Origin of the sequence: Bradyrhizobium sp. SK17 (assembly GCF_002831585.1) — a bacterium.
Taxonomy (GTDB): Bacteria; Pseudomonadota; Alphaproteobacteria; order Rhizobiales; family Xanthobacteraceae; genus Bradyrhizobium.
Map to the genome: position 1 here is coordinate 4,391,032 of NZ_CP025113.1, position 17,441 is coordinate 4,408,472.

3 protein-coding genes are annotated in these 17,441 nt (G+C 64.4%); 1 reads left to right on the top strand and 2 read right to left on the bottom strand.

Going from position 1 to position 17,441, the window contains the following annotated elements; translation table 11 throughout:
• The first annotated feature begins 283 nt into the window (after positions 1 to 283).
• Entirely contained in the window at positions 284 to 12,259 is an 11,976-nt protein-coding gene (locus CWS35_RS20045) for a filamentous haemagglutinin family protein (RefSeq protein ID WP_100953340.1), read from the top strand.
• Positions 12,260 to 12,774: 515 nt separating this feature from the next.
• On the opposite strand, the gene CWS35_RS20050 is transcribed toward CWS35_RS20045, so the two are convergent.
• Positions 12,775 to 14,775 (bottom strand): substrate-binding domain-containing protein, encoded by a 2,001-nt coding sequence (locus CWS35_RS20050; protein ID WP_100953342.1) that lies wholly within the window; start codon positions 14,773 to 14,775, stop codon positions 12,775 to 12,777.
• A 509-nt stretch (positions 14,776 to 15,284) separates the two neighbouring features.
• Positions 15,285 to 17,084: a substrate-binding domain-containing protein gene (locus tag CWS35_RS20055; protein WP_157817193.1), complete on the bottom strand. Its 1,800-nt coding sequence runs from the start codon at positions 17,082 to 17,084 to the stop codon at positions 15,285 to 15,287.
• Between the last annotated feature and the right edge of the window lie 357 nt (positions 17,085 to 17,441).

Consider the following 17,441-nt stretch of genomic DNA (forward strand, 5'->3'; position numbering starts at 1 on the left):
ACTGCCGGGTTTTCAGTTCACCGTGACCGCCGGTTCTGGTTCTCCGCATAGTTGAAAAATTTCTTCATCGAGGCGCTTCGCGTTAGGCCGCCTCAAACTGTCTTACAGAGTGGAGAGGCGTCCCGAGTTCGTCGGGCGCGTCCGCTTGGATGTGAGCGGGCGCACCGATGGCCTTGCGCGCTTCTGGTCGATCTGTCGGCATCGCGCCAGGCTGAGTTCCGGCATGGCCGATGCGTTGTTGTGGATGCTCGATTCGTATCACTTGCTGCATTGAGAGGCCTGCATGAATTCGCTACCCCGCGCTCGTCCCGGTTCGCGCCGCACTCTGTTTCTGGCCGGCGTGAGTTCGGTCGCGATCGCGGTGAGCTCGTCCGCAAGCGCACGCCCGTTTGGCACGTGGGGGGTGAACACCGCGGCGACGCAGGTGGCGACGGACGCGGCGCAGGTCGCGGCACAGCAAGCGCAACAAGCGGCCCAGAATAGCCAGCAGTCGTTGATGCGCGCGACGCGGGCGATCCAGGCCTTGCAGGCAATGCAGACCCAGGCGCGAAGCGTTGCCGCGAGCGCGCCGAGCACGATCCCGAACGGCCTCAACGTCGGCGGCCTGGTGCCGGACAGCGGCCTCAAGGCGACCGGCATCGCCAATCCCGTCACCACCTGGGTCGGCGCCAACACGCCGACCCAGACCACGAGCGGCGGTAAGACCACCGTCAACATCGACCAGACCCAGCCGCAGGCGCTGTTGAACTGGCAGTCGTTCAACGTCGGCACGGGTACGATTGTCAATTTCAACCAGCGTAGCAACGCCAGCTGGGCCGCGCTCAACAAGATCGCGGCGGGCGCCTCGCCGAGCCAGATCCTGGGCTCGATCAAGGCCGATGGCAGGGTCTACCTGATCAACCAGAACGGCATCATCTTCGGCGGTACCAGCCAGATCAACGTCAACACCCTGATCGCCTCGACGCTTGATCTGGACCCCAGCTTGACCGGGAGCAATTACAAAGCCTACCTGCAGGGCGGGCTGTTCCAGAGTTCGCTGCCAGCAGGAGTGACGAACGGACTGAACGCTGCGGTCTTCAACCAGGGCAACAATGGCAAGATCGTCGTCCAGCCCGGCGCCGTGATCGACACCATCGGGCAGGTCACTTCGAGCGGAAACGGTGGCTATGTAGCGTTGCTTGCCGACGGCGGCATCAGCAATGCCGGCAGCATCACCACCCAGAACGGCCAGATCATCCTCGCCTCGGGCGGAGCCGTGACCCTGGTCACGCCGACGGCGAGTGTTGTTGGCGTCAAGACAGCGATGCAGGTGCTCACCGGTGGATCGGCCACTCCGGTGGCTGGTAGCGGCGTTGTCCGCAACGAGACGACCGGGCTGCTTGTCTCCAACGACGGCGCCGTCACGCTTGCGGGCGGATCGATCAGCCAGCTCGGCGCCATCGTCGCCACCACCAGCACCACGCGGACGGGCTCGATCACTCTGAGCACGCTGTGTCAGCTCGGTTGCGGGAACGGCACTGACGGCAACGTTGTGCTGGGGGCGACGAGCCTGACCTCCATCCTGCCGGACGAAGCCAGCACCACGCTGCCTACCTCGACCGTCAATTCAACCACCACGGCGAATGGCACCAACGGTGCGACCGCCCCGTATTTCCAACAGGTGTTGCAGCCGCAGATCAACATCAGCGCTCAGGGGAATGTCGACGTCCAAGGTAGCGGCGCAGGTCTCGGCGGCGCGCTGATCAAGGCGCCGGGCGCGGCGCTCACCATCAGTGCCGGGAGCGGCGGCACGACGAACACCGTCCTGCTCGAACCGGGCAGCACCATCGATCTCTCCGGCATCGCCGGCGTGACCTTGCCGATGTCGACCAACCTGGTGACTTTTAAGATCACTGCGGCCGAGGTGGCGGACACGCCGTTGGCGCAGGGCCTGATCGGCCAGACGGTGACCATCGATCTGCGCCTGAGCGGCACCCGCGCCGACGGCTTCCAGTGGGTCGGCTCGCCGATCCTCACCGCGGCCGGCTATGCCGGGCTGATCCCCCAGAGCATCGACCAGATCCTCACCAGGGGCGGCACCCTCAACACGTCGGCGGGCAACGTGATCCAGCAGCCGGGCTCCGTGATCAACGTCTCCGCCGGCTACGTGCAATATCTCGGCGGTATCATCAACACCACGCGGCTGCTCGGCGCCGACGGGCGCACCTACAACATCGGCAATGCCAATCCCAACATCTCCTATGTGGCGATTGCCAACGGCTTCGTGGTCAACCATCCGCGCTGGAATGTCACCGAGGTCTATGTCAGCCCGCTCGGAGGCTCCGGCGCGTATTATGAGGCCGGCTACATCGCCGGCGCCAATGCCGGCGCCGTCAACGTCACTGCCAGCGCCCCGATTCTCGAAGGCGATATCGTAGCCGACGTCACCGCCGGCAAGCGCCAGCGCGCAGGCCTCGATCCGATGCCCATCGGCGGTTCGCTGGGCGTCAGTTTCGTCGGGAATGGTGGCCCCAGCGCGTACAATGTGGCGCTCGAGCCGCAGGCGGACGCAGGGCCGGATCCATATGGGCTGAGCACCTTCAGCTTTGCCAATGCGTCGACCTGGACGCCGGCGCTGACCAACGGCATCTTCCCGCTGTTCTCTGATGTACTGTCGAATGCCTCGCTCAACGCGATCTCGATCAAGGGCGCGAGCCAGCTCAACATGCCGACGGATGCAGTGCTGGTGGTTCGACCTGGCGGAAGTATCACCCTCGACGGGGTGTCGACCATCGACGGTGTGCTCAGCGCGCCGGGCGGCAACATCAGCCTGACCGGCTTCACCTATGGTGCCAAGACGCCACCGCAACAGCCGCCGACGCCGGCGCTGGTGATCGGGCCCAACGCGGTGCTGGACGTGCACGGCCTCTGGGTCAATGATACCGGTCTGTCCGCGGATCGGTTCCAGGGACCGGCCTACGTCAATGGCGGTAGCGTGAGCATTGCGACAGTGGCCGCAAGCAACGGGCCAAGTTCGGAAGATGGCGCTTTCACGGACGTCACCCAGAGCATCGTGTTGACACCCGGCAGCGTCATCGATCTGTCCGGCGGAGGCTATGCCGGCTTGACCGGCAAGCTCAAGACCGGGTCCGACGGCCTCCCGATCGGCAAGGGCGGCAGTTTGACTTTGACAACCTATCTCGGCGGATTTCCCGGCAGGATCGCGGGCAACGGTCAAGGGACCAACCCGTTTAACGTCGTCCCGCACGGCACCAACCCGGACGGCAGCGTCAACCATCCAAATCAAGCCAATATAATTCTGGGCGCTACGATCTACGCAGGCGGCTTTGACGGTGGTGGCACGCTGTCGCTGCAAGTGCCGACGGTCGTCATCGATGGCACGGCCGGACAGGTTACGTCATATCTCTCCGGTGCAACGGCCAATGCGCTTGCCGACGTCGCGGTTTCCGGCTTTGCCGTATCGGACGCCAAGGCCGGCCAGCTGGTTCTGCCGCCCTCATTCTTCACCGGCGCCTTCTCGCAGTACACGCTGTCCGACATCAACGGCGGCTCGACCGTCACGGCCGGCACGCAGCTGGTGTTGCGGCAGACCAATTTCTTGCCCACCGGCCATGAGATGCAGATCCCGACTGGGACGTTGGTGCGCAGCTTTGTATCGGTCGGGCAGTTGCTGGACGGATTGCGCCAGCCGGTCGGTCTGACCCTGAATTCCCAGACCGGCATTCTGGTTGACACCGGGAGCAGCATCGTCACCGATCCGCAGGCGACCGTCACCTTGAATGCTGCGGCGATCGCGCTTTCAAACGGTGGCACGGGCACGTTCGCGGCGACCACGGTCCTCGGCAGCATCGTCGCGCCGGCCGGTACCATCAACATCTCCGGCAACGGAGTCCGGATCGGCGCGACCGCCGATCTCGATGTCAGCGGCACCTTCGTGCCCAATCCTCAGGTGGTCGCCTATTCCACCGGCACGGTGCTGGGTGGTGGCACCATTACGCTTGCAAGCACATTTGTGAACGCGACTTCGGACAACGTCCCGGTCGTGGTGGAGCCCGGAGCCCGGTTCGATCTGCGGGGCGCGGCGGTTTCGGCTGCCAGCAGCCTGATCCAGCTGCCGCAGGGCGGGGTGGCGCCGCGTCTTGTGGGACAGGCAGCCTGGAGCAATGGTGGCAGCCTGCAGTTGCTCGGTACCGAGCTTTACTTCGCCGGCACGGTCGACGCATCTGGCGGCGCGCCGCTGGCGTCCGGCGGCAGCTTGACGATCGGGAACGCCAACAACTTTCCCACCGCGATCGTGATCGAGTCCGCTGGAGTCGTTGGGGCAAATCTGCCGGCCCCGAATGGATCGCTCACACCGGGGGTATTCATCGGCGCTGATACGCTCAGCGGCAGCGGCTTCGATTCCGTCACCTTGAATACGCAAACCATCGCATTCGCGGGTTCGATGAACGTAGCGATCCCCGGTGCGCTGACACTGAATGCAAGTTTCGGAAATATCGTGCTGCTGCCGGCAAGCAGTGGGCTGCTGCCGTCAGGCGTTGATCTTAGCAACTCCAGCAATAATTTCGGGCTCGGCAGCATCCCGAGCATCGGCGGCGCGGTCGTGAACCTCGATGCGGGCTATGTTCGCGTTGTCGGAAAGACCACTCCTGGGACGTTTGCGGTCCCGCAGGTTGCCGACGGCACGCTGAATATCTCGGCTCGGTGGATCGACCTGCAGGGCGCGATCGCGCTCGACAACGTCGTCAATACAGGTTTCACCAGCACAAGCGCGATCCGGCTGTTGCCCGACAACTATGGCGCGATCGGCAGCAGTAACAGCAGCGGTCGATCGACCTTCGTCGGCGCTCTGGTCGTGCCGGGCAACCTGACGTTGCGGGCGGCCGAGATTTATCCGGTCAGCAATACCGACTTCGTCTTGATGTCGACCGGCACACAGGGCTCCTCCAGCACCATCACCATCGTGCAGAACGGTGTTGCCACGGCACCACTGTCGGCGGGCGGCGGCATCATCGTCAGCGCGCAGACCATCGTGCAGAACGGCACGCTTTGGGCACCGCTCGGCAGCATCGTCCTCGGCGTTACGGATGCCAGCCAGGTTCCGGCCGGTTTCGGGAACATCTCCGGTCTGATAGGTGCGGGCAACTTGTTTGTTACAGGCGCGTTCGCGCCGACCAAGAACGTCACGTTGGGGACGGGCAGCCTGACCTCCGTCTCGGCGGCCGGCCTTGCGATTCCGGATGGCTACACCGTCGACGACACGACCTGGTACCGGGGCACGTCCGGTAACGCAAATGTGCCGCCGGTGCTGACGGCGCCGCCGGCCAAGTCGATCAGCCTGTTTGGCACCACCGTCACCACCAGCTCCGGCGCGGTGCTCGACCTCAGTGGCGGCGGCGACATCTATGCCACCGAATATGTGGCGGGCACGGGCGGTACGCGCAATGTGCTCACGACCTACCAGCAGAACCCGGCAACCGCCGCGATCACGCCGACCTATTCCGACGGACGGCAGGTCTATGCGCTGGTGCCGAGCTATCTGGCGAATGTGGCCGCGTACGATCCCAACTTCGCCGACACCCCCTATTGCTCCGGCACGGCGGTGCCGCCCGGCGCCAGCGTACCTTACGCCAACGCGATCAGCCCGGGCCAGTCGGTGACCATCGCCGGCGGCAACGGCATCCCGGCCGGTACCTATACGCTGCTGCCGGGCATGTATGCGACATTGCCCGGCGCTTACCGCGTCGTGCAGGTGGCGAACAATGTCAATCCGGGCGCGGCCAAGAGCTTCACCAGCCCGGACGGCTCGCAATATGTCACCGGCACCCTCGGCAATTCGCTTACCGGCGCGCAATCGTCGCAGTCCGCCACGTTCCAGCTACAGTCGCAGGCGGTGTGGTCGAGATATTCGCGCATCGACATCACCTCAGGCACGACGTTCTTCCGCAACCAGGCACTCGCCGCGGGCAAAGCTCCGCCGCCCTTGCCGATCGACGGCGGCGTGCTAGTGCTCGGTGCGATCGACTCCCTCAACCTGGCGGGCAAGAACCTGTTCGGACCCGGCACCAGCAGTCTCGCGCCAGGCCTCGTCGGTGGCGGCGGCCAGGTCCAGATCGGCGGCAGCAACATCCTGATCCTGGCTGGCGACAAGGCAGTGCCGGCGGACGCTTGCCTGAGCGGCAGCGCGCCCGGCTGCACGAGCTCGGCGAAATACCTTGTGCTCGATGCCGACCAGATCAGCGGCCTCGGTGCATCCTCGGTGCTGATCGGCGGCACCGCCCAGGTCGTCAATGGCGTCCAGAACATCGCAGCCACCGCACTCAATCTCGAGATCCTGACCGACGCGGCGCATCCGCTCACGGGCCCCGAGCTTGTGCTGGTCTCGTTGGGCGGCGGCGGCCGGGGCGTGGTGGTCGATGCCGGCAGCGTGGTGCGCGCGATCGGCACGGTGCCCGGCGGCACCGATCGTGACATCAGCTTCGGCGCCAATCCGGTCGCGCAGTACAACAATGGACAGCTGACCGGGTACACCGCGGGCGTGACCGGTGACGGCGCGATGCTGCGCGTCTCCAACGGCACCGCGGTGAACGTGACGCGGTACTTCGTGCCTGGCCAGTACAGCGGACCGGGCACGCCGCCGAGCAGCTCGACGCCGCAGGGCGCCTTCTCCATCGGCGCTGGCGCGGTCATCGACGGCGGCAACGCCCTTACGCTGGACAGCAGCGGCAACGGCGCGCTGGCCTCGAGCGCCGTCCTGACCGCGAGGAACTACGATATCGCCGGTTCGGTCATCAATGTCGGCGGCGGCTCGTCCGGCGTCGTGCTGAACACTGCGGTGCTGGCGAACTTCAACGACGCGGTCTCGGTCCGCCTGCGCAGCGCATCGGTGATCAATCTGTATGATGCCGGCGGGCTTCAGATCGGCGATGCCAGTCATCCGATCGGCACACTGACCTTCGACAGCGCCGGGCTGTACGGCCAGGGCGGCGCCACCACCGTCAACGCCGGCAACATCGATCTCGCCAACAGCCGCGGCGTTACCGGGACGGGCATCGCCGGCGCCGGCGGCACGCTGACGCTGAACGCCAGCGGGACCGTCACCGAGGATGTCGGCGCCAAGAGCTTGGGCGGCTTTGGCCAGGTCACTCTGAACGGTGGCCAGGCCATCGCATTCACCAGTGCTGGCAACCTGGATGCCGGCACGGCGAGCGTGCTGCTGTCCGCACCGGTGATACTGGTCAACGCTGGCGCCAGCCAGTCGCTGGTCAGCCGCGGCGCCGTGAGCCTGGTCACCGGTCCAGGCACTGCGCCCGCGAGCATCGCCTCCAACATCGGCGGCGCGCTCTCCGTCACGGCTGCGTCGATCTTCGATGCCGCGGTCATTCAAGCGCGGTCCGGCAATCTCAGCCTCATCGCGACCGCCGGCGACGTCGCGCTCGGCGCGGGTGCATCGATCGATGCCTCCGGTTCGCGGGTGATGGTCCTTGACGTCGTCAAGGATTCGCCTGGCGGCAAGGTGAAGCTGGTGTCGAACACCGGCAATGTGACCATCGACCCGCAGGCGACGGTCAACGTCGCATCCGCCGGCATCGGTTTCGCGGGCTCGCTTTCGATCCAGGCGGCAGGCAGCGTGATGCTGGGCGGCACGCTCGACGGGCACGCCGCGTTCAAGGATCTCGGCGGCAACTTCACGCTGAACGCCGGCAGCCTCGCCGCGGGCAGCCAGTTGCCGGCGAGCTTCACCGGCAGCATCGCGGTCACCCTGCAGCAGGGCGACATCGTGATCGGATCGGTTGCCAACGCGCTGGCGCCGGCCTTGAACGCCGGGCAGATCACGCTCACGGCGAGCAACGGCGGTGTCTACATTTACGGCAGCGGCGATGTGAGCAATCCCGCCAACCAGGTCACCACGCTTGATGCCAGCGGTCTCAACGGTCAGATCACGCTTTACGGTGCGAATGGCGTGGTGATCGGGGCCGGAACCCGGCTGACCGCGGCCTGGGTCAAGGACGATCCCTCGAATCCGAATTATGGCAACGGCACCTCGATGCTGGTGCAGAACGGCGGCACCATCAAGCTCGGTACCACCGGCACGCCGGACGGCACGCTGAATACGACCTATGGCTATGAGAACGTGTCTTCGTCCGGTGTGATCACGGTGGCATCCAATGTCACCTTCGATGTCAGTGGCGGGGCAGGGGGAACCAATATCTCGAACACCGGCGGACAGGTGATCCTGCGCGCCCCGCTCCTGAGCGATGGCACCGTCAATATCAGCTTCAGGGGCAATGTCGTCGACAGCAGCAACGGCGGCAAGCCCGGCGCTGGTGTTGTGGTCAATGCCTATGCAGTGTGGAGCACCAAAGACAGTCCGGCCGAGCTCGACAAGCATTTCGACGGCATCATCGATCCCGCCGGCTTCTATGCGCGGCAGACTGACGGCACGCCGATACAGGTTGTCTTCCCGACAAGCCCGGACGGCACTGCGTCGATCTATCCGATCTCGACCTACGACAACCCTGCTGCCGGTGCCTACACCCCTCACGTCAATTTCTACCAGAACACGCTGGTCGGTTTCGTGCAGGGGTTCAGCGTCCGCCCGAGGGATTCCGGAAGCTTCGGCAATGTCCAGAACGTGCACTACCGCCCCGAGATCGCTCTGATCAATCCGAACGCGACGATCAACGGCGGCAACATCACGGTCGCCAGCAACTGGAATCTCGGCGGCGTCACGACGCTGGCCACCGCGAGCCAGAATGCACCCCTGACCAACTACCAGCCGGCCTATCGCACCAGCGTCGGCGAGCCCGGCGTGCTGACCTTGCAGGCCATCAACAACGTCGTCATCAACGCCACGATCAGCGACGGCTTCTATGAATCCTCCAGCGCATTCGTGACGGATCCCTCGACCCAGGCCGATCTCGTCGCCAATCTGATCGCCAACAATCCCGCCCAGCAGCCGAGCACCGGGATCTACGAATTCAACACGACTTCGGCGGCGAGCCTGATGGCCATCGTCCCCGGCGTCAACAATGGCTCGTTCTCCTACAATTTTGTCGCTGGCGCGGCGATCGGAAGCGGCGTGCCTCCGGCCAATCCCAATGCCGTGATCCCGCTCCCGGACCCAACCTCCGTCAGCAATCCGCGCGGCAGCGTCATCATCGACGGGCACACCGCGTACGTCAGTTCATTTGGCACCTATGATTCCAATTTTAACTTTGTCTATCCGACGATCGTCATCCCGACCCTCGTGCGCACCGGCACCGGCGCGATCGACATCACTGCCGCCGGTAACGTCGCGTTCATCGATCAGACCGCGCCGGGTGCGATCTACACGGCCGGTCATATCGAGAGCACTCCGGTTGACTTCCGGGCTCCGTCAATGGCCGCGATGTATTTGGCGACCCCGAATGGCCTCGTGGGTCAGCCGAACTGGTCGAGCGGCGGCGGTGCGGTGACCATCAGCGCCGGCGGCTCGATCATCGGCATCGAGACGCCAACCGACGATGGCAACGGCAGCCAGTTTGGCGTCCCGAACGGCCCCACCGGCCAGTTCTGGAGCCCATGGTACTTTGGCTTCGGTCAGGCCACCGGTACAGCGACGCCCTTCTCCAGCTGTGGCATCTTCCTCGCGACTTGCCAGACCGCCGCCTGGATTAACTTCAATACCTTCTTCCAGGGCGTCGGCGCGCTCGGCGGCGGCAATGTCACGCTGATCGCCGGCGGCGATATCGTCGATATCGGCGCTTCGTTGCCGGAAACCCTTATGGTCGGCGGCGGCACCGGCGTCCCCGACAGGAATGGCAATGTAAACGGCCCCACCGTGACCTATTATGGTGGTGGCAATCTGGCGGTGAAGGCCGATGGCAATCTCCTGAGCAGCAACTTCCTGGTCGGCCGCGGCACCGGGCTGATCCAGGTGGGCGGTTCCGTCACCGTCGATCCGTCGAATCCAATCACCGGTCTGCCGACTGTCCTGCAGCAACTCGACGGCAGCAACAACGTCGCGGGGACTGTTCCGCTGCCGTTGCTGCTCGCTGTGCAGGATGGTTTCGTCAGGATCGCCGCCCGCGGCGCGATTGCGCTCGGTAATGTCTTCGATCCGGCGTCCCTGCCGAGCGACAGCGGTTGGCGCACGCCGTTTGGCGCCATGCCCGGCAGCAACAGTAACGGTGTCCATGATGCATGGAACCAGTACTTTACGACATACGGTCCTGGCAGCGGCGTCTCGCTGACCAGCACCGCTGGGGACGTGACAGCGCTGACCATCGCTAGGGACGACAGTGCGTCGGGCAACACGACTGGGTTGTTCCTCCACAATAACAGCACCATAGGAGCTGTTGGTTTGTTATTGCCGGCGACACTCGATCTGATTTCGCTGCAGGGCAATGTGGATCTCACCGCCGCCACGGCGCAGGCCACTCTCGTTTCTGTTCCGACCCAGGCCGGCGACGATACCGGCACAATTACCCTCGTCGCGGGGCAATCGATTCGCCTCGGAGCAGGGCTTGTGATGCAGGATCCTGCCACGACGTCGTCGCAATACATTGGCAACGGCGCCGGCAGCGATCAATACGGCGGCACAATCGGCTATCGCTCCAGCTACATCAGTCCGCTCGGGCTGGTGCCGCCCAGCCTGACCCAGGCCCTGCATGCGAACGACCCCGACCCGGTCGTCATCGCGGCCGGCCAGGACATCTACGCCGTCAACGCCGCTGCCAACAGCGTTAGCGGCCTGACGCTGAACAAGCCGGCGCGGATCGAAGCCGGCAACAACATCTATGGGGCACTCTCCGGGCCAGGCGTGCTCGCGACCACCAGCAGCGGTCCGCAGACGAATGGCTTCACCTTCATCGGGCAGAACAACAACGCCGGCGACATCACCAGCATCGTCGCGGGCAACGACTTTGTCGGTGGCAGCTATTACCTCTACGGCCCCGGCACCTTCGTGCTGCAGGCCGGGCGTGATCTGGGGCCGTTCACGGCGTCAGGCACTTCTGCTGCGCAGAATGGCATTGCGACGCTCGGAAACGGCACCTCGTTCGGCAGCGGGTTCAACCAGTCCTCCCAACTCCCCAGATTCTACCTACCGGCGCAGGGCGCCGAAATCGATTTGCTGTTCGGTGTCAAGCCGGGCATCGACTACACAACGGCGATTGCCAATTACGTCAATCCGGCGCAGGCCGGCACCGGCGGCATCGATTTCCTTGCCGACATCGCCTCGATCCTCGGCCAGTCGCGCGACCAGGCCTGGACCACCTTCCAGGGCCTGTCGCCGGCGCGCCAGCAATTGCTGGTCAACCGCGCTTTCCTCGACCTGCTGATCCAGGTCGGCAAGGACTACAAGAATCCGTCGAGCCCGTATTACGGGCAGTATGCCCGCGCCTACGCGGCGATCTCGACCCTGTTCCCCGCGGGCTATGGCTACACGGACAACAACACCGGCGGCGGCAACGGCGCCGCCACCAAGGTCCCGACCGGCAAGTTCAACATCGCGGCGTCGCTGCTCGAGAGCCAGCAGGGCGGCGACATCAACATCATCGGGCCGGGCGGCGGCATCACGGTTGGGCACAGTTCGCTCGATGCGCTGCTGCCGAACCAGGAGGGCATCCTGACGCTTGCCGGCGGCAGCATCCGCGCCTTTGCCAACGACTCGATCCTGGTCAACCAGAGCCGCATCATGACCCAGCAGGGCGGCGACATCGGCCTGTTCGACGCCAATGGCGACATCAACGCCGGATCGGGACCGAAGACCTATGCCTCCAGCCCGTCGGTCAGCGAGGTCTGCGACGTCAACGGCTATTGCGCGGTCAATCCGCAGGGGCTCGTCACCGGCGCCGGCATCGCCGCGCTGGTGACGCTGCCGGGACAGGATCCGACCAAGAGCAACGTGACGCTGATCGCCCCGCGCGGCACCATCGATCTGGGCTCGGCGGGCGTTCGCTGCAATGATTGCACATTCGTGGCGCTGGTCGTGCTCAACGCGTACAACGTCAATGCGACCGGCACGGTGACCGGCCTCGCCTTCACGCCGCCGCCGAACACCGTCGCGCTGACCACCGCCACCAACACGACAGCCGCCACCCAGCAGGCCGGCCAGGTGGCGCCGGCCAAGCCCAACGACCAGCCCTCCATCGTCATCGTCGAAGTGCTGGGTTATGGCGGCAGCGGCGGCGAGACGCCCGACACCAGCGGCGGCGGCGCCGGTCAGGGCACGTCGAAAACCGACGACGACAAACGGCGACGGGGCGAGCAATAGTCGCTGTTCGCGCGATTGCAATCGCATTTGCCGCTGCTGCGGCAGCAGAGCAGTGGGGCCTCGTGGTTCGAGACGCGCCGCAAGCGGCGCTCCTCACCATGAGGGTCTGGGATTGTGCCACACAAAACAAGACCTCGTCCTGATGTGAGGCTCTGTCCTCATCCACTGTCGTCGTCGCCCGGCTCGACCGGGCGACCCAGTACGCCGCGGCCTATCGGCTCACCCACTGCCGTCTCTGGAATACTGGATCACCCGCATGCGCGGGTGATGACGCTGAGCAAGCTGAGTGAATCTATTCCGCCACCGCTGAGGAGCCGCGTAGCGGCGTCGCGAAGGATGGCCGCGACAATGGTGCGCGCCAGATTTCCATTCATTTGCGATTGCCCTGAAGGCCCGCTGCCGATCCGGTTCAACCTCATCGCGCCATGCAGCAAGCACAGAAAGAAGGCCGGGCGTCTCGATCGAGACGCCCGGCCGGTTGCTTGTCGATAGCGTTCCGCGTGCCCGGTGCTGACTTACTTCGCGCCGCCGGTGACGCCAGTGCAGCCGTCGACCTGACCGCCGGACGTGCGATAGGCGGCAATGGCGGTCGGGCGACCGCCGTCGATACCGGGCAGCAGGTACTGGGCCTGCAGCGATGCCGCCCAGGCCGGATCGAGCTCGTGCAGGCCATTGTTCTGGATGATCGCCGCGACGTTCGGATCGTACCCCGGGTTGGTCGCGTTGGAGCTTGTCGGATCGTAGGGCGACAGGTCGCTCTGCGATCCGCCGAAGAACCAGGCGAGCCAGTTCGTCAGTGCCGGCACGCGCGTCCCCGACGGATCGGCGTAGCAGCTGTAGACATCGAGGAACGATGCGCCTGTGATCGGATAGGCGCCCGCGCCTTGCGGGGTCGCGATGACCGATCGGCCGGCATACGACACGCCGCCGAAAATCGCGCTCGGCCCGTACACCTGGGCATAGATATTCCAGTCGTTGTAGGTGGCCGGAGCCGCCGGGAAGTTGAGGTTGCCGAACGCGATCTGGGCGCCGAGCGGAGTCGGCGGAACGAAGTTCTGCGCGCTGCCGCCCACGGCCTGGCCGGGATGGTAGACGCCCGAGATGCGCTGGTCCTGGCTCTGGATGCTGGCGGACAGCGGTGCCGGCGCCGACAAAGTATTGCCCAGGATCTCCTCGCTCACCGTCTTGGCGTAGGGCTGGGTGAAATCGGCGCTGAGATAGCCGATCCGGCCGGCGCGGAGCGAGCCCGTTCCGATCTTCAGCGCCTCGTGGTTGCTACCCTCGGCGCTGATCCAGCGCGGATCGGGGCGGTCCGAATCGTCCTCGACCGCGAGTGAATCGCGGTGATCGTGATTGGTGTCGCCTTTGACCGCGCGGATGTTCTCGAGCAGGTTGATGAAGCTGGAGGAAGGCAAATTGGCTGTGGTGGACACCGTTCCGCCACGAGTGACGCCGACCCCGGTGAAGATCGCCTTGTAGTTATACGTTCCAGCGGGATCGAGCAGCGGGCAGAAATTGGCGAGATAGTTGGTGAGGATGAAGCTCGAGCCGGATTCGTCCGAACGATACACCACCTTGATGGGCAGACGGCCGCTGGTGTAGGCGACCGGCGTGAGCGCGCCGTTGGTATTGTCGTCGTAGAAGTGCTGCAGCTGTTGCGTGCCGTTCTTGTCGAGGTAGGGGATCAGCGTCGAGCTATCGCTCCAGTCGGTCACTGTCGCCGAGAAGATCGCGCACAGTTGCGCCGCCGAAAGCTGGATCGCGCCGCCGGCCTGGGTGTTCGGCGTCAACGCCGACTGGTTGGACCAGACCACGCCGGTGACGGGATTGCTGGTGTTGACGGCGATCGCGACCGGCACTTCGAGAACCGGGACCTGGATCGGCGCACCGACGCCGGCGGAGTTGTAGGTCGCGGCGGCGCTGGTCTTCGCAGCGATCAGCACCGTGTTCTGCCAGTTGGTGGTCGGCACGAAACTGCCGAACGAGACCGTGGTCAGGCTGCTCAGGTTGTTGGCGAGCGGTACGTCGCTGGTGACGAAATCGAGCTGCGGATATGGATATTTCGAGAAGTTGGCGTTCGCGGTGTCGCGGAACGGCGGATTGAGCGACGGCCGCTTCACCAGCGTCGGCGCCGTTTTCGGATTGCCGCGGAACAGCTGGTGCGTGTCGTTGGCGATGTAGGCGCGCTGGCCGTTGCCGGAGCCGACCGCGGCGAACAGGCCTTCGACCGCGGTGGAGAACATCGTGCAACTCGCGGGCAGCAGGCCGGGACTCGGTGCCGCGGTGGTGAAGCTCGGCGAGAAGGTCTGTCCGTCATTGGCGACGGTGGTGCCCGCATAGCAGTCGAAGATCTGCCGCAGCGCCAGCGATGGCAGCATGCTGCCGCCGCCATAGATGCCGGTCGAGATCGTGCTCTGGGCCGCAGCCGGCTGCTGGGTCCCGATCATGGCGGCAGCCGAGAGCACGACCAGCGAGGTCGTGCCCAGCAGGCGCCCGGCGAAGGATTGCGTTTTCATCGTGATGCTCCCTGTTTTCAATCATGTCACGCAAGCGCCGCGCGACCGCTCGATGAGTCTCGAGATATCCCGATCTTGTTCGGTGGTGATCAGTGAATGGCGATGAAGAAGACCTTGCAGGAACGTCTCAAGACAAATCAAACGTATCCGCCGCGCAAGACGAACGACCTTGCGCGCCGTTGTCGGTATCGGCGCCGATGTGGCTCGCATCTCTAAGACAATCTGAGAGATGGTGTTGCGCAGCCGTTTGCGTTGATTTTTGTTGCGGCTGCGTCGAATGACAACGCGATGAAGGGTGGCGCCACATCCATGATGAGGTCGCAAGCCTGCGCGTCAACTCTTGCTCGTGATCAGGCTTGTGCGCGTGACGACAGAGAAGCGACCTTGCGTGGTGCGATCGCACAAATCTCGGCACGAAAAAACCGGGCGCCTCGGTCGAGGCGCCCGGCCGTTGTCGTCGAGGCTGCCGGATCAGGCGTGGCTGCGACCTGGTCCAGTGCCGTCACGCGTTACGGATTGGCACCGCCGGTGACGCCGGTGCAACCGTCCTTGCTGCCGCCGGAAGCGAGCGCGATGGCGACACCCGAGCCGGCCGTCAGCACGCCGTTCTTGATGCGGGTCTGCCATGCGGAAGTCAGCGCCGAAAAACTGTTGTTCCGCAGGATGGCCGGGGCCTGATTGGCCGTCGGATTCTGGTAGAACCAGTTCAGGAAGTTGATCAGGTTCTGCCCGTTGGTGTTGTTGCCATAGCAGCTATAGAGATAGAGGAAGGTGGTGCCCGACAGCGGATAGGCGCCATTGCCGTTGGTCAGCGGGAGGACCGAGAGGCCTCCGACCGACAGTCCGCCGTGATTGGTGGACGGCTCGGTCGCAGGGTAGTTGATGCCATACACGTTGTAGGCGGCCCAGGTCGATGTCGTCGATGGAGGCGTCAGGGCCGCGTCGCCCCAGGCAGTGTTCACGGCAGCCGGTGTCGGCGCGATGAACGTCGGGCTCGTCGTCGTGGTGGTCGCCGGGATGTAGGTGCCGTGGATGCGCTGGTACTCGTTCTGCACCGAGGCAGAATTCGGCGCATTGCTGGCGATGGCGAAGGGCTTCACGAAGTCGCCGCTGACATAGCCGATGCTGTTCGAGGTGTTGGCGACCCCGGACTGAACTCCGCCGCTTCCGGTTGCACCAACCCAGTTGTTTGTGATCGTCGTGTTGTTGATGTTGGCGATCAGGTTGCTGAAGCTGGTGCTCGGCAGGTTGGTGGCGCCGAAGATCGTCGCGTATTTGGCGGTGCCATTCTTGTCGATCAGCGGGCAGACCGCCTTCAGATAGTTGGTCAGAATGAAGCTCGTGCCGCTGCCATCCGAGCGGTACACGACCTTGATCGGCGCAGACGTGGTCGTGTACTGCGCGGCGGTTCCGATGCCGTTGCCGACATTGGTGTAGTAGAACGGCTGCGACACCAAGGTGCCGGTGCTGTCAAGAGTTGGAATGCTGGTCGAGCTGCTCCAGTCGGTCACCAAGCCCGAGAAGATCGCGCAGAGTTGTGCGCCCGAGAGCTGGATGGCGCCGCCGGCCACGATATTGCCGCCAGACTTGACCTGTGAATTGGGCGTGAAGCTCAGATTGACTGGGATGGCCACCGGAACCTCGAAGGCCGGCAACTGCAGCGGCTGACCCCAGCTCGACGTATTGTAGCTGACGTTGGTGGAGCCGCTCGCGGTCACCGTGGCCGGCAGCGAATTCCAGTTGGTGGTCGGAGTAAAGGTGATCGACGAGGTCGTCATGGCCGCGAGGGTCGCGGGCAGCGGCGAATCGCCGAGGCCGACGTCCACGCGCGGATAGGGATAGGAGCCGAAGGTCGTGTTGAGGGTGTCGACATACGGCGGCTGTGCGGAGGGGAACAGCGGCTGCTGCGACGTGGAGGTCAGGCTGAACGTGGCCGGAGGAGTGACCGTGCCGCCGTACCACTGGCTCGGCTTGTTGGAGATGTAGCCACGCAGGCCGTTGCCGCTGCCGACACCGGCGTACATGCCCTGCACCGACGTCACGATCGTGCAGGTGTTCGGCAGCAGGCCGGGGGTCGGCGTATTGGCGTTGAAGCTGGACGAGAACGTAAAGCCGTCGGTCCAGCCCGACGCACCGACGGTCGCGCCGGTGTAGCAGTCGAAGATCTGGCGGAAGGCTTCGGAGGCGAGCGTGCTGCCGCCGAAGTAGAGGCCGTTGCTGGCCGCCGCATTCGCCGGCGTGGCTGCCGACGAGGCGAGCAGCGCGAGCACCGAAGCGGTGCCGAGCAGTTTGGTGGATTGCAGTTTCATTTCACTCATCCTGTGGGGTTGGTCACCGGACGCGCGTCGTCATCCCGTCGTCACGAGACTGCAAAGTAATCTTCAGATTAGATGAAGTTGTTTTGCTGCCTATTCCAGATTCATGAGATGAATCTAAGAAAAAACAAAGGTCCCGTACGTCGACGTCATGTCTCCGTCGCCGATGATGAGCTTCACGTCTAATAGACAACTTTGAACGCGGCTTCGCGCAGAGATTATTTTCGATATTGATCTGAAAAAAATCTTGGCAACGGGTCGCGAGATGATCTATGGCTTCTTGGTCTGACGCTGTGCTGCCAGACGATGCAATGTCCGGTAGTACAACTTTCGCGTGATCTCATCTCGAGC

Coding starts and splice junctions, on each gene's coding strand:
- CWS35_RS20045 (WP_100953340.1), top strand. CDS start 284: ATGAATTCGCTACCCCGCGCTCGTCCCGGTTCGCGCCGCACTCTGTTT.
- CWS35_RS20050 (WP_100953342.1), bottom strand. CDS start 14,775: ATGAAAACGCAATCCTTCGCCGGGCGCCTGCTGGGCACGACCTCGCTG.
- CWS35_RS20055 (WP_157817193.1), bottom strand. CDS start 17,084: ATGAAACTGCAATCCACCAAACTGCTCGGCACCGCTTCGGTGCTCGCG.